The sequence below is a fragment of the Pseudomonas sp. TCU-HL1 genome, assembly GCF_001708505.1.
In the GTDB taxonomy this organism is placed as follows: Bacteria; Pseudomonadota; Gammaproteobacteria; order Pseudomonadales; family Pseudomonadaceae; genus Metapseudomonas.
Genome location: NZ_CP015992.1, coordinates 3,569,405 through 3,589,475 on the forward strand (window position 1 = coordinate 3,569,405; position 20,071 = coordinate 3,589,475).

Annotated in this window: 11 protein-coding genes; 1 reads left to right on the plus strand and 10 read right to left on the minus strand. The window is 57.2% G+C overall.

Annotated elements, in window-relative coordinates:
* Positions 1–58: 58 nt before the first annotated feature.
* The 3 genes from istB to THL1_RS16605 all read right to left on the minus strand — a co-directional run bounded on the left by istB (position 59) and on the right by THL1_RS16605 (position 2,884).
* Complete coding sequence (istB, locus tag THL1_RS16595) at positions 59–802, minus strand: IS21-like element helper ATPase IstB (RefSeq protein ID WP_069084260.1); 744 nt, start codon at positions 800–802, stop codon at positions 59–61.
* The gene (istA, locus tag THL1_RS16600; RefSeq protein WP_237234724.1) at positions 799–2,487 is read right to left on the minus strand and encodes an IS21 family transposase; all 1,689 of its coding nucleotides are present in this window, start codon (positions 2,485–2,487) and stop codon (positions 799–801) included. The genes istB and istA overlap by 4 nt, the downstream gene beginning before the upstream one ends.
* Before the next feature lie 70 nt (positions 2,488–2,557).
* Positions 2,558–2,884, minus strand: a complete 327-nt coding sequence (locus THL1_RS16605) for a hypothetical protein (protein WP_069084262.1) — start codon at positions 2,882–2,884, stop codon at positions 2,558–2,560.
* Positions 2,885–3,040: 156 nt separating this feature from the next.
* On the opposite strand from THL1_RS16605, the gene THL1_RS16610 reads away from it, so the two are divergent.
* The gene (locus THL1_RS16610; protein ID WP_069084263.1) at positions 3,041–4,048 is read left to right on the plus strand and encodes a hypothetical protein; all 1,008 of its coding nucleotides are present in this window, start codon (positions 3,041–3,043) and stop codon (positions 4,046–4,048) included.
* A 383-nt stretch (positions 4,049–4,431) separates the two neighbouring features.
* Here THL1_RS16610 and THL1_RS31085 read toward each other — a convergent pair whose 3' ends face one another.
* The 7 genes from THL1_RS31085 to THL1_RS16640 all read right to left on the minus strand — a co-directional run bounded on the left by THL1_RS31085 (position 4,432) and on the right by THL1_RS16640 (position 19,866).
* Positions 4,432–7,710 (minus strand): calcium-binding protein, encoded by a 3,279-nt coding sequence (locus THL1_RS31085; RefSeq protein ID WP_083245919.1) that lies wholly within the window; start codon positions 7,708–7,710, stop codon positions 4,432–4,434.
* Positions 7,711–8,226, minus strand: a complete 516-nt coding sequence (locus tag THL1_RS29735; protein WP_145928319.1) for a hypothetical protein — start codon at positions 8,224–8,226, stop codon at positions 7,711–7,713.
* A 3-nt stretch (positions 8,227–8,229) separates the two neighbouring features.
* Entirely contained in the window at positions 8,230–9,645 is a 1,416-nt protein-coding gene (locus tag THL1_RS16620) for an HlyD family type I secretion periplasmic adaptor subunit (RefSeq protein ID WP_069084265.1), read from the minus strand.
* Entirely contained in the window at positions 9,642–11,792 is a 2,151-nt protein-coding gene (locus THL1_RS16625; RefSeq protein ID WP_069084266.1) for a type I secretion system permease/ATPase, read from the minus strand. The genes THL1_RS16620 and THL1_RS16625 overlap by 4 nt, the downstream gene beginning before the upstream one ends.
* 428 nt (positions 11,793–12,220) lie before the next feature.
* Positions 12,221–12,763, minus strand: a complete 543-nt coding sequence (locus THL1_RS16630; protein WP_069084267.1) for a hypothetical protein — start codon at positions 12,761–12,763, stop codon at positions 12,221–12,223.
* A gap of 403 nt (positions 12,764–13,166) precedes the next feature.
* Entirely contained in the window at positions 13,167–19,199 is a 6,033-nt protein-coding gene (locus tag THL1_RS16635) for an AAA family ATPase (protein ID WP_069084268.1), read from the minus strand.
* On the minus strand, positions 19,192–19,866 hold the full coding sequence (locus THL1_RS16640; protein ID WP_069084269.1) for a hypothetical protein: 675 nt from the start codon (positions 19,864–19,866) through the stop codon (positions 19,192–19,194). The genes THL1_RS16635 and THL1_RS16640 overlap by 8 nt, the downstream gene beginning before the upstream one ends.
* Positions 19,867–20,071: the final 205 nt, after the last annotated feature.

Consider the following 20,071-nt stretch of genomic DNA (forward strand, 5'->3'; position numbering starts at 1 on the left):
ACCAGTAGTTGCATCGGACTTGACCACCCTACCCGTGGGTAGAGTGGTCCATCGCGTGTTAGCTTTTCTTGCCTCTCATCTTGCGCATCGACTCTCCCTTAAGCTGAAGGGCGTGCGATTTATGGATGACCCGATCCAATATGGCATCGGCGATCGTTGGGTCGGCGAACAAGTCGTACCATTTGTCCTGCGGGTATTGACTGGTGATCAACAGCGAGCCGTTACGAGATTGCTGGTCGATGATTTCCAGCAGGAGAGGCCCCAACTGCGCAGTAATGCCACCGATCCCCAAATCGTCGATGATCAGCAGCTGCGTTTTGATCAACTGACGGCGTAATTTGGGCAGGGTACTGTCCGCCTGAGACAGCAGGATGTCTTCGAACAACTGATTCGCGGTTCGGTAACAGGTGGTGAACCCTAGTCGACAGGCCTGATTGCCGAAGGCACAGGCCAGCCAGGTTTTCCCCGTTCCCGTGGCACCAGTGAGGATGAGATTTTGCCGGCGGCGCAGCCATTCACATTCAGTCAGGCTCATTAGCAGGCTGCGATCCAGGCCTCGGCTGGCTCGATAATCGACATCCTCCAGTACCGCCTGACTTTCGCGCAGCCGTGCCCCCTTGACTAGGCGCTCGACTTTGCGGGTTTCTCGCTCGCTAACTTCAGCGTCCATCATCAGGCCTAGGCGAACATCGAAGGTCTGCTGCTGTAGATCCGGCTGATTGAGTTGGCGCTCATAGGCTATTGCCATGCCACTTAGCCCCAGCTCGACCAACCGGTGCATAGTGCTGATCACGCGGGTCATGGGGTTTCTCCTTGCTGAGCAGAGTAGTACTCCGCGCCACGGATATTCGAGTGCCTGATGGTCGGCCCGGCAGTGGGCATGGTGTGCCGAAGATCTGACTCGTTGCGCAGGATGGCTCGCAGGCGGGTAATGCCCAAGCAGCCGAGAGTCAGCGCATAAGCGCAGGCCGACTCCAGGCGCGCATGGGGTACCTGCTCCTGGCGCATGTCCTTTTTGAGGCTGGCAATCGCCCGCAGCCCCGTCGCGAAGTCCTGCCGCTCGGCTAGGTTGCGGCGGACGAACTCGAGGGTGGACGGGCCAATATGCTCGGCCCAAGCCAACAACGCTTCGGGTTGTGCATCTTGGAAGTGCTGATGGTTCGGCGCACGATGCTCTTGCTGGGTGCTGACTCCAGGTGAGCGACACAAACGGTGCGTCGCAATCACTCGCCGCTGGCACACCACTTCTAGCCACTCGGCGTTAACTCGCAGATCAACCAACTGATAGGCGAAATGGTAGGGAACCGAGTAGTGATGCTGCTCGTGCTCGACGTGGTAGTCGGCTCCGACACGTAGCTGGTAGCGCCACTGATGGTAGTCATAACGTCGTTCCGGCAAGGACGGCAACACGGGTGCGTCGAACTCCAGGAAACGCGCCAGGCGACTCTTGGGGTAGGTGCGAGTGGTCCGCTCATTCAGCTGAACCATCCAGTAGCTGATCTGCCGATTAAGATCCTCCAGCGAGAAGAAGGTGTGGTGGCGCAGCCGGGCCAGCACCCAGCGCTGGACGATTTGCACGCCCACCTCGGCCAGCGACTTGTCTTTGGGTTTGCGCGGCCGTGCGGGCAGAATGGTGAAGCCATAGTGCTGCGCGAGTTCCGAATAGGCCTTGTTCAACTGGATGTTATCCCGTTGCGACTTGATGACGGCAGCCTTCAGGTTATCCGGCACGATGAAGCGCGGAACGCCGCCCAGATGCTCCATGGCCAGTACATGGCAATGCAGCCAGTCTCGCGTGGTTTGACTCGCCACGGCGGTGGCGAACAGATACCCCGAGCAGCCGAGCGTGCCCACGAACACCTGCACCTGGCTTACCTGACCCGTGGCCGGATCAGTGATCGGCATCGTGCGTCCGCAGAAGTCAACGAACAGTTTGTCGCCTGGCGCATGGACCTGCCGCATGCTGAGCTTTTGCGTTTTCAGCCAGGCCCGATAGTGGCGGGTGAACTGGGCATAGGACACCCCATTGGGCTCCTGCTCCCGGAACTCCTGCCACAACAAGTCGAGGGTGACATCACGCCCGCGTAGCTGTTCATGAACTTCGCTCCATTGCGGAATCGCCTTGCGCAACGGAGAGCCCGGCCGCTCCAGGTTCAGGCGGCGGGCAAAAGCGACATCATCGAGTTCCTTGAGCGTTGCCCAGTTCTCGCCGGCTAGGGCAAGTTGGTCGCGCAACGCCCGCACTGTATTGTGCGAGACGTGGGTGAGCTTGCCGATGGCACGGTTTGACAGAGTGGAATGGCTGAGCAGGCGCACTATTTCGCGCTGCGTATCGATCGGTATCTTCATCGTTTCCCTAAGCGCTGGGCGCAGGTACGCCTCGCCCAGCGCGATCAATGCAAATTCATGGATGAATGGGCAGGCCACCGGATTGACGCCCGGCGTCGGGAAACACAGAATGAACGGGTCAAGGCTCGAACCTGACATTCCTCGCAAGGGCTTGGGGCGGCAACCCCAGGCCCTTCGCATTTCCACAGCCCGTAGTCGCTGTTGATGACTAGTTGTGGCTCATCGTGGACGCCTCCTGTGTTGTCTGTAGATTGGTTGCCGTGCTCTGTTCTGGCCGTACTAAAGCCGTATGGCGCTGGCGGGCAATCCAAGCCGCCACATCCTTGGCCAAGGCAAACTTGCCTTTGCGGTTGGGAACGCTGAACACCGGCAATTCAACTGTGCCTCGCGCCACCGCCACCCGAAATGCGGCGGTGGAGGGGTAACCCAGCTCCCGCGATAAAACCGCGCTGCTCAGCATCAGCCCATAGCGTGCTGTCAGGGTGCGCTCCAGTTCATTTGCCAACTCTTGCTGCGCTTCGTTCTGTTCGCTCATGGCCGTATGGTTCCGAGTTGTTGCAGGCCATGGTAGACAAATCCCTTGATGCGATCATCTGCAATAGAATTCTCAATTTTTACTGTAATTTAAGAATCAATGCCTGATCAACTTACTGATTTTCAAAGAATAAAATTCCTATATGCAGGATTTCGCATGGGCATGCGAAAGAATTTTCCAGCAGAAAAGATGGCCACGAAACGGGATGCTGCGGACGTTTTGCGGGTGCGGTACTGGTATGAAGGGGTGCGTCAACGCACGGGACTGGACACAGCCTACGCCCTCGAACAGCACTTCGAGCCCGAGTCGTTTAGCAGGCGTCCGAGCGATGGCAAGCCGAGTCATCGCTGCAAGTGGCAACGCTACACGGATGGCCGCCATACCCCACAGACCCGGCTGGCCGAGTGGGTCGATGCTCGGTTGCCCGGCTCGCTGCAAGAGCTGCGGCACCCGCTCTGGGATGTGCTGAAGCGCAAACCTGCTCGCGGCACGCGCAACGAAGCATTCCTGCAACGTTTGAAGCCGGATGTCCTGGCCGTGCTGTACCAGCCGGTGGACGGCATCGAGGTCTATTGGCAGCGGGCTGCCGTTACGCGGGTACTGATCGCCAAACTGGAGCGCCTTGCCAGTTTGGACGCCTTGGCTGCGCTCGTGTGGTTGCTGTACGAGGCCTTGGCCCAGGACAATTCCAAGCGCGCCGAGCGCTTGGTGCGCAGTATCTATGCCGTCCTCTTGATGCGTGGTATCTGGTGGCAGGAGCGACAATTGGCCGGCCCACTGCTGGAGCTTTTCGCGAGGCGCATCCTGCCGCTCAGTGCGCCGCCGCATCTGCACTTTGGCATGAGCGCCGAGGATCTGGTCAAGGCATCGACAGGCCTCAATCTGATTGTTCACCATACCAGTGCCGGCAAGCGCCCTGGCCTGGAGTGGCGGCAACGGGTACGCATCATGCGCGGCCTGCTCGCCGGCAATACCGGACTCGACGTGGTCCATGCCATGGCACCGGTCTATATGCCCGCCCCCGATGAGCCAGACATACCGAGGACCGTGCTGGACGACCTCCTGCACCAAGAGCGGTTGCGGGCGTGGGGATGGGCTTGCATCAACTCCGGACGGCCCGAACCTTTCCCGCCCGCGGATGTGTATAAGGTCGGTAGGCGTTAATCCGCTTCGGCATCCGGTTGTATCAACCCACGCGACACGAGGTGGCCTCCGCGCCAACGTCCAACCGCTACTGTTGGGTGCAATATCCACTCCGACTGATGCCACGCCTTGAATCGAGTCGACAAACCAGGATCTGAAGGCAACGACCTTTTTAAGTTGACGGTCTCCGCCGCGGGGTCACGCGATAGAACCCTCAGACTAAAGGACAACCTCAAACGGGTGGTGGGGCACGAAAGCTAGTCAGCGGATGGTCTGAAGTGCCCCGGCTTTGTCTGGCGCGCCCAAAACGCCAACGCCCCGAACCAGTCGGGGGCGTTGGCATGGCATCATCAGCCTGTATTCACGTAGCCTGAATTTGACGGGCTGCCTGTACACCGCACAACTTACTGCCAATTAGTTGCAATCACTGCATTGACCTGATCGCGCTGTTCTTGAGTCAAACTGATTTCACCGCCGGCGGGTGCTCCAAACTCCGCCATAGCGTTGACTAGATTGTTCACCGCACTGGCATAAAGAGCTGAGCTTCCGGCTTGAATCACATCGACCTGCTGGGCGGCGCTGGTGTACCAGTCCTGTATGGTGATTCGATCTGTCGAGCCAGTAGCGTCGATCACCAAATTGTTCCCCTCTCGGGAAAGCCATAGGTCCTGGGTAGTAATCCCATCAATCCGCAGCAAATCGACGTCGCTCGGGGTGCTGGATAGGTTGTTGATCGTGTCCAGACCGTCCCCCGCAGCGAAAATATAGATATCGCTGCCATCGCCACCCTGCAAGAGGTCGTTTCCTTTGCCGCCCTGCAGACGATCATGGCCACTAGTCCCGACAATTACATCATTGCCATCGGTACTGGCTCTCGATGCGGCCTGCGAACTGCTCCACACCGTGCCATCAGCGAACTCGATGCGCTCCAACTGGTAGCGCCCGGTGTTCTCGGTAAACCAGTTGCTCACCGTGACCCGGTCCTGGCCGTTGCTGTGGCTGAGGAGCAGGCCAGTGCCCACGCGGCTGACGGCGATGTCGCTGGCGAGGATGCCGGCGCCGAAGCGCAACACGTCGACACCGCCGTAGATGTAGGAGGCGTTGTCATCGTTGATGACGTCCTGGCCATCACCGAGGTTGAACAGGTACAGGTCGGAACCGCGGCCACCGTTGAGCACGTCGTTGCCGGTACCGCCTTCCAGCCGGTCATTGCCGGCACCGGCGGTCAGCGTGTCGTTGCCGCCACCGCCACTGAGGACGTGGGTAAAGTCGGCACTGACCCCGGTGAGCACATCATCACCGGCGCCACCGGTCAGCGTCAGCAACTGGGCGGACAGGGCCGCGCTGCTCCACACCGTGCCATCGGCGAACTCGATGCGCTCCAACTGGTAGCGCCCGGTGTTCTCGGTAAACCAGTTGCTCACCGTGACCCGGTCCTGGCCGTTGCTGTGGCTGAGGAGCAGGCCAGTGCCCACGCGGCTGACGGCGATGTCGCTGGCGAGGATGCCGGCGCCAAAGCGCAACACGTCAACACCGCCGTAGATGTAGGAGGCGTTGTCATCGTTGATGACATCCTGGCCATCACCGAGGTTGAACAGGTACAGGTCGGAGCCGCGGCCACCGTTGAGCACGTCGTTGCCGGTACCGCCTTCCAGCCGGTCATTGCCGGCGCCAGATGTGAGCGTGTCACTTCCGCTGAAACCTCTCAACACATGATTGGTGTCATCAATGGTCGAGAGAATGTCATTACCAGTGGTGCCAAGTTTCAACCCCGTATTGGTTGACTCTACTGCTGCGATCTCGGATACCGACATGCCGTTAATAAACGAATCAAGCAATGATGTAAAAGTAGCGCCACCATTAACAATAGGGCTCTCCATAAAATACATCAGGTCCACCATCCCGCGGACGTGTGATGTTGCAAAGGTTTGCTCGAATGCCGTTGCTACATCGCTGTAGATAGGAGAAGAGACATTGTTGACCAGTTCAAATTTGACATATTTGAAGTAAGGCTTTACATGTATCTCGCTGATTAGTGTTTTTTTGATAAAGTCCGCCAGTTTTGCATAGGCATTCACTAGCACTTCAGCAGCATTGGGGCCTGGATTGGATAGGCCTGCATTAGTGCCACTTCCCTGGATAAAAGCCTTCCCTACAAATGATTCGAGGGCATAGAGCTTGCGGCCATCAGAAATATATGATCCACGGCTTGCTGCGGTAAAGGCACTGGCCCCAGTCCATGCAAATATAATCTGGTCCAGCAAAGAATCTCTGGCTGCCGAATTTAGTTCGCCTTTGAATAGCGATACTAAAGTTTTAAGCTCTCCAGATCCATCCCGTTCCATTGCCTGTTGCAGGCTGCCTACATTGCCAAATCCTTCTACATTTGGCAGCGCAGCAATTTCGTCACTTAGAGCCACTTGATTGAGGTCTATAGTGCGTGCAGTGTCCACGCCGAACCAAATATCGTTCATGCTGCGGACTATGCCATCGGTATCGGTATAGCTCCCAACCTGCAGTACTTTATTTCCTTGGGGATCAACCTGATTCTGACTGGTGAAACTAGTGCTTAGACTGCCAACATTCACCTCCGCCAGACCCAGCAATTCTCCAGCATCGACTATGGCGTCACTATCTGCATCTTTCCATACGCGCAACTGATTAAAAGCAGAGTCGCTTGTGTCAATCTTCCCATCCAAATTTGTATCCAGTTCCGATAATGCTAAAAATCCATTGGCGGCATTCTGGCCACTGGCTAATAGAGTATTATTTCCAAATAACTCCTTGCCGTCATCAATGCGACCATTGCCATTGCGGTCCCAGACGAGCAGGCCATCATCCTTATTGGCCCAGCCAGTCGTTTCAGCAAAGCCATTTCCATCGTGATCGAAATGGATGCCCATGTTTTTGCTTAACGTTTCAACACCATCGCCATCAAGATCAAGAATCAATGGAGAAACAGCGTTGAGCGCATCATTAAAAAGATCGCCGAGTTGATCAATCAAACCATCAAGACTATCAGCGATCGCGTCACCAGCGTCTGAGAAAGCATCAGACATATCCCCGAGCAAGTCTCCGACGAAATCACCGAATGCTTGGCCAAAGTCACTCGCAGCGGTCATCGCATCAGAAAGCCCTTGGACTGCGGCATCATATGCATTACCCAGCATGTTCCCAAGTTCAGTGAAGCTGTCTTTCATAAATTCCATCAGCGGCCCAGCATCTGTTGTGCCAGTTGCACCTAACGAAGCCACAGTTAGTGCAGCTCCCGCTAATGTTGCTACAACGGCAGTACCAACCAATATTGGAACAGATGCCGCGGCTGTAGCCCCTCCAACTACAGCACCCACTGCAACTGTCATGGCAATTGATCCTGTAATCGCCGCTATGTTGGAGGCAGCAGACCAAATATCCGTATTATTTATTTGCCCATTGTTCTCATTATAGCTATTGATCATCTTTCCAATATCTATAATCAGACCAGTCGTGCCAATTGCAATGCCATACGCAGGAGCAAGCCCTTTTCCTAGCATGTCCGCAATGCCGGCCAGCGTCTGCAATGCTCCAAAGGAGGCTCCAACTGCGTCACCTGCGACTGCATTATTTATTGTCGGAGCAGTGCCGACAGGAGTACCGTAATATGCCAGGACGCTAGAAATTGCGTCTAATGTTTTGGGGTCCATTTAGCTCTCCCTTGCCTTCTTCATAAAGAAGGCGGAAATCGACATGATTAGTATCATTCCCCCAAAATACAGATAGATGCTGGTTTTCTTACTCCTGGCCATTCTCTCTTTTGACATCTCCCAGGTGATTACTGCTTTTCCATCAACATAAAGCTCTACCAATCTATTGCTCGTCGCGAACGGCAAGACCTTTTGCTCATACCAAAGGGCCTTCGCCTCTTTGTTTATGACAGTAGGTCTAATTTTATGGGGCAGGCATTCAGTGTAACCACTAAAGCTAGATGCACAGGTAAGTACTTGCGTGCTCTGTCCATCAGATATTGTTGTATATACATTTTTCCCAATTTTTTTAACCGAAAGAATACCTTTTGACTCAATTAGATGGCCTGGAATTTGATTCAGCATTTCATAGCTAAATGGAAGAATTGAGTAGGCGATGAACAAGATTGGAATCCATAATGCAAAAGCCTTAAACCTTTTTTTGCTTGGGACTTCTCGCCATACGCTGCTAATCATTGGCTACCTCTCTTGAAAGCTTTCTTCTATATATTCTTCAAATGGGCTGGTAAAATACTCGATGATTTTTCTTGTTTGGGTACGTACCTCTGCGCGCACTGCCATTCCTGGTGTAAGAGCAATTCTGCTTGCGCCAACGAGGACACTGTTTTCTTTTAACTGGATGCGAGTGCTATAAAGCAGCCTCCGCTTTTCATCCTCGACAGCATCGCTGGAGACGGTGATCACAGTGCCGTGCACTACCCCATATTTCGTAAAGGTGAAGGTCTCAACCTTGATCTCAACTTCCTGCCCTGGGCGCACAAATCCGATGTCCTTGTTCTCCAGCATCGCCTCCACCTCCACGGGCTGGTCGGTGGGGACGATGACCATCAGCGGTTGGGCCTCCGTCACCACACCGCCATTGGTATGGATCGCCAACTGTTGGACGGTGCCATCCACCGGAGCTGTGAGCGCCATAAGCCGGTTGCGCTGTTCGGCCTTCTTCAGTTCCTGGGTCAGGGACGCGGCACGTTGATCAGCTTCATGCTGCAGGTCGAGCATGCTGCGGCGAGTCTGCGCGAGGATGCCCTGTCGACGGCGCTCGGCTTCCTTTTTCGCTGCCTTCAGCTCCAGGACGCGAGCCTGCTGCACTTGGAGTTCGCGCTCCTGATCCAGGCGGACCTGCTCCTTTTCCAGCCAGGCGTGTTTGCCGAGAATGCCCCTGTCCAGCAGCCGCTTGTAATCGCGGGAAAGCTGCCGGGCGATGGGCAGACTTTCCTGCAACGAGGCAACTGAAGCCTTCGCCGCTTGGATCTCGGCGGCCTGCTGTTCGATCTCCGCATCGACCTGCTCCAGGCTGCTGCGTAACTCTAGGTACTGGCCTTGCACCCAGCGCTTCGCGGCCTTCTGTTGCGCGGGGCTGGCCTGAGGGATCAGATCGGCCAACGAGCCTGGCTCTCGGTTGTGCTGGATCGAGTCCAACAAGGCCGTGGCCCGAGCGCTGTCCACCCGCGCCGCCAACAGGTCGCTGGTCAGTCGCTCGACATCCGCGGCGGTGATCTGGGCATCCAGTTCCACCAGCAAATCGCCGGCCTCGACCTGCTGGCCGTCCTGCACGTGGATTGCCTTGACCACCGCCACTTCGCTGGGCTGGATTACCTTGCTCTTGCCGCTGGGCACAATCTTGCCGCTGGCGATGGCCACCACATCGATCTCGCCCAGGCAGGCCCAGAGCAATGCCAGCCCGGCAAAGGTCATGATCACCCATTGAATGACCCGCGACGCAGGGTGTATCGGCGCTTCCTGCAGGGCCAAAGCCGCTGGCAGAAACTGCACCTCATGGCTCAGGCGGACCGGTGCATCCATGGCCTTGCGGTGGCGCCAGGCATGGCGCCACACCTGACGGTACCGATTCAGCAGATCCCGCTTCGCGCTCATGCGGCACCGCCTTGTTGCAAGCGGTGCAAGCGCGAATAGTGCCCTGCCTGATGAGTGAGCAGCTCCGCATGGGTGCCTTCCTCGACGATCTGTCCGCGGTCCATCACGACGATGCGGTGCGCATCGCGCACCGCGGACAGGCGGTGGGCGATGATTATCACCGAGCGACCCTGGCAGATGCTCTGCATGTTCTGCTGGATGATCCGCTCGGACTCGTAGTCCAGGGCGCTGGTGGCCTCGTCGAAGATCAGGATGCGCGGATTGCCCATGAGGGCGCGGGCGATGGCAATGCGCTGACGCTGGCCACCGGACAGGGACGCCCCGTGTTCACCCACCACGGTGTCATAGCCCTCCGGCAGTTCGAGGATGAACTCATGGGCGCCGGCCAGCTTGGCCGCCTGGATCACCAGTTCGATGGGGGCGCCAGCATCGGTCAGCGCGATGTTCTCGCGGATGCTGCGGTTGAACAGTATGTTGTCTTGTAGCACGACACCGATCTGCCGGCGCAGCGAGGACACATCGGCTAGGGCGAGGTCCATACCGTCCACCATCACCCGTCCACGCTCAGGGGTGTAGAGCCGCTGCAGCAGGCGAGTCAAAGTGCTTTTGCCTGAACCTGAACGACCGACCACCCCAATCACCTCCCCCGGCGGGATCTGCAAGCTGATGCCGCGGAGGACCTCCGAGCCATCGGAGCGGTAGCGGAAGTGCACCTGGTCGAACTCGATCCGCCCCTTGAGCGGCGGCAGAGCACTGCGGGCGGCCTGGCTCAACTCGGTGCGGGTATTGAGGATATCGCCCAGCCGCTGGACCGAGACCCCGGTCTGCTGGAAGTTGGTCCACAACTGGGCCAGGCGCATGATCGGCTGCGAGACACGTCCGGCCAGCATGTTGAAGGCGATCAGCTGGCCCACCGAGAGGTCACCATCAATCACCAGCCGCGCCCCGAGCCACAGGGTCGCCACGGTGACCAGCTTGCCGACCAAGCCGACGCCCTCATTGGCCAGGGTCGACAGGGTCTGGGTCTTGAAGCTCGCCGCCACGTAGCCGGCCAACTGGTTGTCCCATTTGCGGGTGACCTGCGGCTCCACCGCCAGGGCTTTCAGCGTGTCGATACCGTTCACCGTCTCGACCAGGAAGGCCTGATTCTCTGCCCCACGGGTGAAGCTTTCATTTAGACGCGCCCGCAATACGGGGGTGATGAACAGCGAGATGAGGAAATACAGCGGCAGGGACAGCACCACGACCAGCGTCAGCCACCCGCTGTAGACAAACATCACGGCGATAAACACCACCGAGAACAACACGTCGAGGACCAGGGTAATGGCGTTCCCGGTGAGGAAGCTGCGGATGTTCTCCAACTCGCGTACCCGTGCCACTGAATCCCCCACCCGACGTGCCTGAAAATAGGCCAACGGCAGGGTCACAAGATGGCGAAACAGCCGCGAGCCAAGCTCAACGTCGATGCGGCTGGCTGTATGGGCGAACACGTAGCTGCGCAGGCCCGAGAGCAATGACTCGAACAGCATAATACCGAGCAGGCCAATGGCGATCACATCCAGAGTGGATAGGCCGCGATGGACCAGCACCTTGTCCATCACCGCCTGGAAGAACAGTGGTGTGACTAAGGCAAAGAGCTGCAGCACGAAGGACACCAGCAGAACTTCGCCCAGCAGCTTGCGGTATTTGACGATGGCTGGGATGAACCAGGTGAAATCGAACTTGCTCAACTCGCCGGCCACCGAGGCCTCGGAGCGGATCAGCAGCAACTCGCCGGTCCAGCATGCGGTTAGTGCCTCAAGGCTCAACACCTCTGGACGCTGCACTCTCGGGTCCTGAATCAGCGCCTTGTCGTTGTCGATGCGGGCGAGTATGAAGAAGCCCCCGTCCTGAGAAACGGCGATCGCGGGAAGGGGAGCATTTGGGAGGCGTTCGAGATGACTGCGAACAGACTTGGCCTTCAGGCCTAGTTTGCTTGCCGCCAGCAACAGCTCGGACTTGCCAAAGGGACGACCGCTGTCGGCGAACTCATGCACCAGTTGCTCTGGAGACGCGGCGATATTGTGAAACCGAGCCAGCATGACCAGGCAGGCTAGCCCTGTATCCGTCTCAGCTTGATCACCTGGAAGCGGTTCTTCATCCGACATTTTGCGGCCCTGCTTCACTGCGCTGTATCACACGGATCTGCGGCGCATTGGCGATGGGCTGCAGTACGTTCCGTTAGTTTGTCAGGCAGAGAAGCCGGTGTACGACAGCAACAGGCCATCCCTTGCCCTATCACGACATCTCATCTGTGAAGCAACGCTGTCAGCTAAGGCTCGGGCCATTTCGATGTCAAGGTGACACTACGGGGAAAAGGGCGAAATTGGGGTCATTTGGTCGTCTCTGATGTACCGGTCATCCGCTTCGTCGTTCTGCTCAGGAATATCCACAGCCGCGCAGGAGCGTTAGCGGGAGCCCTCGGGCGGATGTGGGGCTGCCTACTGGACGGATCGGATGTCCTATCAACCGTGGTCAGATCGGATGCAATTCGGTGGTCAGTACGAATGCAATCGGATGGTCAAACCCAATGCAACTAGATGGTCAAGGGAATGCAATTACGCACAAGATCACGGATCACATCCGTAATCTGAAGAATCTCTTCCCCACCCAAATTTCCCGCCCCTTGCGCTGGACGCATTTTGTAGTGCAAAGCGATTAGCGACCTACGAAGCATCTGAAGTTGTGATTCGGAAAGCTGCGTCAGCATCAGTATCAAGAAACGCCGCGCGCTACCGGTTACCTCGCCCCTCCCGATCGCAGCAGTGAGCTTGCCGTAATACTTGGCTTTTTCGTTCTCCATGTCGGCCATGCAACCGGAGAGCAGAGCATGGTAGTCGTCAGCCGTAAGAGACTCAGTGAGCGACGGAGTTACGTTGCCATTGAAGACATTGGTGATGAACTCGCCAAATCTAGCCTCGGCGCGCTTTTCCATTTGTTTGGCAGCTTGCCCACTGAGCAGGTGTACCGCCTCAAACGCAGCAGTAAGCGTTCCGCCTCCGGGCAGAAGTCCGATACCCGCCTTGGCTGCGATCGTTAGCAACTCGGTTAGCGGGTGGACCTCGTTATCCTTGCCCATGGCCATCGGCTCCGGTCAGAAAATTGAGCCGATGATCACCCGAACCGAAGAGCGAATCCACCCGCGCTAGCCCACCAGGTTATTCGCCGTGGCATCTTCGACTCCTGCCATGCATGCGCCAGACTTGGCCGGTACCGACGACATGGCCGGGCTGGTGCTCTAGCGCGGCTACACCTCTGCCTCAGTAAATACGCAAATTGGTTATTCATAGCCGCCTGGGTCCCAGCCGCCGGGAGGTTCGGGTCGTCGCCCGGCTTCTGCTGTAGCCTCCTCCCTTCATGATCTCATCAACGATCATCGGCATCAGCGCGACTGCTGAGCAGCTGCCTGCATGGCGGCGTAGGTCTTTACTCTAATGAGCACCGCACAAGCTTGGATTTAGGAGACCTCGCTCGCGCGGCGTTTAGGGCTCGGTAGAAGCCGCACCAGCCATTTGCACTCGTCCCTCGTCTCGCCAAGCAGAGGCTGTCCTTCGGCGAGCATAAACATCTATCTCAAGCGGCCCCGTTAATCTCTCTAATTGACCTCGCCCTTCCGGAGTCAGAATTATGTAGGTCCCTTCACCCCAGATACACTCTTCGTCGCCGTCAACGGGACCTCCATCGCGCCACCACACTATTCGCGCGACGACATTGTTGTCTTGGTCCACATACTCCATGTGATTGCTGGGACTCGGCAGCCAAGCTAATGCGGCCAGCCAATGCGGACAAATCACCAGACGAACGCGCGGCAGATCCTGGTTCCAACTTGTGGAGAGCATGCGAACCATGGTCTCGGACGGTTCGGATGAAAGCGGAACGGGACTCCCCGCCCAAACTGCCCGGGGTAGCAGTTCATATTCGTCGAGCTCTGGATACGCGCGATCGAACGAGGGCAAACCCGGAGCGCGCACACGCTTCATATCGAACGTCGTCTGCGCTTTTCTGAAGTAAAACTCACAGATTTCTACAAGAATCGTGCCCTCGGCAACGTTCAATGGTGCAATGTCTTCCTCGACGTTTTTCCGCCAATCGTCTGCCTCGGATTGCCAATGAGTAGTGTCTAGCGGGGGCCGCAAGATGAAGGGAGGTCGAGCAATCGGCGAAATCTGTAGCGCCGGCGGTGTAGGGTAATTCATCAGATAAAGCAGATGGGGGATGGCTTGATCGGGAATTACCCCTCCTGCTCTCAGCTCCCCTGCGACATACCTCATCGCCCGGGCTGCACCCACCATGTGGGGACGCACGTAAGTCATCTTCATCTCGAGGGTGCGCAACTCGCTCAACAACTGCTGCGTGGCGTTAGCACCGAAGGTCTCTAGGCCGCCCCAGCGCTTTATGAACATGCTGCAACGTTCCCGAACGTGTGTTGGGGAAATATCGAATCGCTCTAGGAAACCGATCAGCGTTTTGAAAGCTGCGGTCCAGCCTAACGGATCCTCCACTCGCATTGGCGCGCCAGCTGAATCGGCCAATTGGGAAGCGGAAAACTCTTCTCCTTCGTTCAGCGCAAACGAATAGAAGGCCGGCAACTGCTCAGTCCTCCTTGGGGGCGACAAACCCCATCCTTTCGCCAGATGGATTGCCCCTTCCGCAACGGCAATGTCAGCGTGCTGGGTCAGCCGAAGGATTTCATCACCGAGTTCAGCCGCAAGTAAAGCATCTGCGCAATGCAACAGAAGGTGGATACCTACTGCAGGTTGGTCCGCCTCTCCTGCGAAGAGCCGCCGAAGTAGCCGGAGAAAAACGATATCCCCCCCTGGCACTGACCTGAGAGAGAGCACTCCGCTGATGGCATGCCGGCGCACCTCAGGAACGGACAGATCCAGCGCCCAGACTAACATCGAGACGATCAGATCAACCTCGTCCTGGCTCCCCTCTGTGATGAACTCGGCGCCCAAGTGGTGTTCCCGAGTAGATACGAGTTGCTCGGCCAGGCAGCTCCACATCCCCGCGAAATCGGGGGATTCGACGAGTACCTGAAAGATCTCCTCTTGCTCGAGCAAGGCTAATGAAACCGACTCCCGGCCGGAGGCAAGTCCGCCAACGATGCTGTCATATGCCTCCCGGCGAACACCGGGCCCATCAAGCTTGAGCTTGGCGCTGTAGAACTGCCTTAGGTTTCCGCCAATCCAGGAAACCCAACTCGCGGCCCCTTCAGCGACCTCCTTGTATCCCAGGAACAACTCCCGAGCGACACCGACCTTGCCATCCGCGATGGCCAGATCAATCAGTGTCAGACGCGCCCGTGGATCTCGCTGGATGGATTCTTGTTTGTCGAAGAGCTCTTGCGCCGTCGCAAAACAAGAATCAGGCACCAAGCGCACAAATGCCCTCGAGGCCTCGTAACCGAACTCATTTGGCGAGCTGCCAGCCAGTTGCTGCTTCAGATCCTCCAGTGACTGTACATGGTCAAATCGCATTGGTGTAGCTGAGTGCCGTGACGGTAACGCTTCTGCTGCCCAACGAGCACAAGCTGCGCTCAAGGCATCGCAGAAAACGCCTCGCCCAGCGACCGCCTTGAACAAGCGCTCCAGTAACGCAATTCGTTCATGCGCTCGAGCATGAGCCTCAATGGCAGGCAGAAGGAGGTCTATGGCGGCTTGAATGTCATCTGCGGAAGCTGCCTCGACCACTACCGACACGAAAAGCCCAAGTCGGTGCTCGTAGAAGTACTTCTCCATGTAGTACGGAAGCGAAAGCGTGCACCATGTGGCCGTAGCGACTAACGCCATCTGTGGATTGCGCTTCACCAGTCCGACCAAAAGGGAATCGATCAATAAGGGCCAGCCGATCAATCCATCCGCAACTAGGCGCTGGCCAGCCGACCATCCTGTCGCGCAGTCACACAGCACGGCCTCTTCGAGAACAACTTGGGACATGCGATAGGCCGAAGCGTCGCCATCGGTCTCAGCCATACCAGACATCTGTCGCATTATCTGGGCAACGCGCTCCGATCGCCTGCTGGGATCTGCCGCATTCGCTTGCTGAAGCAGGTCTCTCCACAGCGAGTAGCGGCCATCCTTCTTTGGAGCCAATGCGGATCCTAGAGACTCATCAGGAATGCATGCCAGCAGCTCATGAGCTCTCGGTAAATTGCCTACGCGGGCAAATGAAGTCGCTAGAAAGGAAATCTCCTCGATCTGCGCGGCAGGGGTTCTCTCCAGCAACTCCGAAACCAACGATTCAAGCGTGAGAGAAGCTCTCTCAGTATCACCGGTCCAATGGAAGAGTTGCTCAGCGACCTGGCGACGCAGGTTGGCACGCGGGCCGTGGTTGCTGGGAGGCTTTGCAAATGCCTCATCGAATACGGCAAGCGTTGCTTGGAACTCGTCTTCCCCGCACAAGGCCGCAGCTTGAAGCAGGGCTTTGCCTAGTACGGGACTGGCGGCGGCTATTTGATGGATGGAGTAGAACTCATGCGAGCCACTGGGCTTGACCTTGTCGAGATAAGTGAGCGCAGACCGTGCCGCACGCGCGACTTCATTCGCATGCACAGCGGATGGATCTCTTTGGGCCCTGCCGAGAAGTTCGCCGCTGGTCGCCGCATGAATCTGCAAGGGCCTAAGCGTGTGGTGTGCGGACTCCTTGCTCACCACCGGAGCGCATTGACCTAGCATTGCAGTCAGTTCGGCATGCTCCAAGACGGCTCGAACCATATGTTCGGAACTATCATCTCCCGTGAGGTCATCCAACTCGGCTACCTCGGGAACGGTCAATCCCCGGTGGATCGCTATTGCAAGTTCAATGTCACCACATTTGGCCGCAGTGAGTGCAGCGCGCCGTCGCAGGGCGTTATAGGCTGCCTCGAAGTCTTCACGAGCGTGAGCCGCCTGAAGGTATTCAACAGCAACACCACTTGCGCCTCGATCAGCGTGTATGGCACTGGCCAGGATGAGAAAGGTGACGAGAGCCGTACCTTCGAGCTCCAGGTCCTGGATCACAGTCACCTTATCGGTCTCGGGACTGGCAACGATGATCGAGAGGGCGACCTCTCCCCGCAAAAGGGATACGAGATCTTCGTAGTCCTCATCGGTGTCAGTTCCCGGCAACCTGGCCATCCGGGACAACCGGTCAATCGCAGCTAGGATCTGATCCAGGTCGCGGAAGTGAATCACGCGTTGCGCCCACTCCTGAAGCTCTGAGACTTCGAGTGAGTTACGGTCAGTTGCCCCGCTCATCAGCTGCTGCAGCGGCTCCAAGCTGTCAAATAGCGTGCGAGCGCGTGAAACGTCCCCCTTTTTGAGCAACGCATCCACAACTTCATAGCCGCAGTCGGGAATGTCTTCAACAAACGCTACCGCACCATCCAGATCGCCTATGGCGAGCAGAGCTTCTGGCAACGAACGCGCCTCTTCGTAGGCGCCCCATCGGCGCTCCACCTCGTCTTGGATCAGCATCAGCTGGAAAACCATAAGGGGGCTGTACGAGTGTTGCGCCGAGGCAAACGCCAAACGAAGATCGGCGCGTAGCTCAGCGAAGGCGCGTCGCTCAGCAACTTGTTGCCGGAATCGCTCAGGCAAAGCCAACGCCAAAACTTGTACGTGATTCTCGGCGCGTGCGAGATATCGCAGCTCTAGCCACCGTTGTTGAGAGTCTGCCGGCGCCACTCGCGCCATGGTGGCAAGCGACTCGTAGATGCGCTTGCTGTATCCCGGATCGACGCGTCCGAGGCGCATCTTTGGCTTGTTCAGAATGAACAGCCTGAAGCTGTTGTGAAACACCATCCAGCCTTGAGGGCTTTCATTCAGCAGATGCCTGGTTGCACGCAATGCAAGTTCGATGGCTTGCTCCGCGACAGCTTCCGTGAGCAACTCAAGCGGCATTGCCCCTTCTGCGCGGGCGAGATAATCGAGAACCCCACGCGCCTGATCGCTTTCGGAAATGGTCCTCCAAGCGGATTCATAGACTGCTTCCAGGTCGCCTTCAAACTTGATGGCTCCGGCGAGCAGCTCCTTTCGTCCGGACTCATCGGTCTCTCTAACAGCTTCGATGAGGTATCGCGCCACCAGCGGATGCCCGCTCGACAGGTCGAATATTTGTTCGCGATCGATGCTTCCGTCCAGGCCCAGGCGATCGGCCATGCGGTACACAGCCTCCCTGGCCAATGGTTGAACCGTGATGCTTCGACCAGCGCTACCTGCTTGGTCTCGAACAGCAGGCCTGATCCCATCCAAGTCAACTCGCTGCGTTCCGAGAATGATCAAAACCCCATCAGGGATGGCCCCTGGCAATGGCAACTCTGCAAGGAAAGACCGCTCAGGTATTTCCTCGCGCGGGACGTGATCAAGGCCATCGATAATGATGAGCGTACGCTGCCCGTACTTCGCAAACCTTTGCCCCGCTCGCTCGAGCAATGTCTCGAACTGGGTCCGTCGATCATGCAGCGTATCGTCGCGAAACTTCAGACCACTTAAACCCGTGTTCTTGAGATGAGTGTTTATGTCATCGAAGAAATCGTTCGCTTCACCACGGCCGACCCCCTGGCCAATGCCTGGAACATAGGCGAGATAGCGAACCAGAAATACACCTTCTTCAGCCTCTAGCGACGCCTGCAACAGCGTCGATTTACCGGCGCCTGGAGGCCCAATTAGGCTCACATAGCCACTTGCATAGCGGTGAATGGCTTCACGCAACGCCTGCTCAGTCGCCAGGTTACGCTGGACATAAGCGCCAATCGGAAACTGGTGGGCATGACGGGTGACCGCAGCGTCACGCCAGCCCAGTTCTTGGAGAAGCTCCGCTCGGGACCACTGATCTTTGTTTCGCGGGTCGGCAACCAAAAGTGGGAGTTTGGTTGCGATTTCATTAGCGAGTCGCGCTGCGTCTGAACTCAAGCGGTGCGTGAGGACAAAGTCGGCCGCTGGGCCGTGGAGAACCTTTAGGGAGCGCAGGAAGAGTTCGAATGCCTCGTCCTCTAGGCCGCTCCGCGTGAGCAACTCGTGAATCCAAGGCCCCCAAGCGGTATCACGCCATTCAGCAAGAAAACGGGTTGAGTGCAGCTCGAACTCAGACAGAAACGCTGCGCTATGAAAACCCTTGGTACCGATCAGGCTATCGTCAGTTGACGGTATATCATTGGTAACCAGCCGAACTTCGACGAGCAGTCCAGGGTTGTTGCGGTTGAGCTCCTTCCAAGCAGTAATCAGAGGATCAAAAAGCCCCTCCGCACCGAAGAACAAGGTGCGCAATGTGAAGCGCTGAGCGAACTGAGAAGTCTTGAACTGATGCCCAATAACCCGCCCTGGGTAACCGAGAACTACGTCGTCGGCGATTCCTGCATTGCGATCAGCAAGACCGACCCACTGCAGATCTCCCCGATCTAGACCATCATAAATAGCAGCCCCCGCAGCCCGATATTGACGTGTGTAGCCGCGCTGAGCCCTGCGCTCGCCCTCTCCAGGTGGGGAGGTACTTACCTGTTCTGCTTCCTGCATTGGCGTGTTGTCTTCAGCCATGTGTGGCTCCCTGAATTTCGTCATACGCTGCAGCGACTACTCGCTCAGGCTGTGTGGCCAATACCTCTTGAGGTCGATTGCCGCCAAGGTAGCTGTTTACTGATGCAAACCAGTACGCCAGTCCCCAGCCATCCTTCTGCCGCTCGAACACTTTCAATACCTCGGCCATGGCCGGAAGCGGGCGATACCCCGCATCCTTGTCCAAGGCATAAATCGGGAAGTAGTCACTGCCGTTGTGGCGGATGGCGAAGATTCGCCTCTCTCGCTTCCATCGGTTAGGTTGCGAGCTGGAGTTCCTGGAAGTGAATCCGGCCAGACTCGCGATGTCTCCCGCAGATAACCAGTTGCCGCTCTCCAAGACAGCCTTTTTGGCCTTGGCCAGCATCTGCGCTTCCGTGAAGACGGCCGGCCGTATAGGAGCCTTAGGCACCAGCAGCGCAATAATCTGCTCAACAGTGGCCTGCTGGGTCTTGAGCATAGTGTCGGTGATGAGGCGAGCCGCCGCTTCCAGCGCTTCGCCCAACGCAGCCAGTGTTTCACCCGAGGCATGATCCAGCGTTATGACGACCGCTTGTTCAGCCTTTTCTGCTCGCAGGCGCGCGGATAGGCCTTTCACGTCGCCCGTTAGGTTGGACCGAATCTCAACGTGTTCAGCGATCAGGCTCATAGCTGCCTCCCCAACCGACGATCATGAATATCTAAGTTCAATGATATGCAATGTATCCTTGATTGGCTGCTGGCAACCGACAGAACCAGTGGGGTTCCAAGACGTTCGTCTTCCCAGCGCTAGAGCCCGATCATTGCGGCTGGTTTATGGGCAAATATGTTCGCGACCATAATTCTATGTGGCAATAGGTTCCCAGATTGCGCGG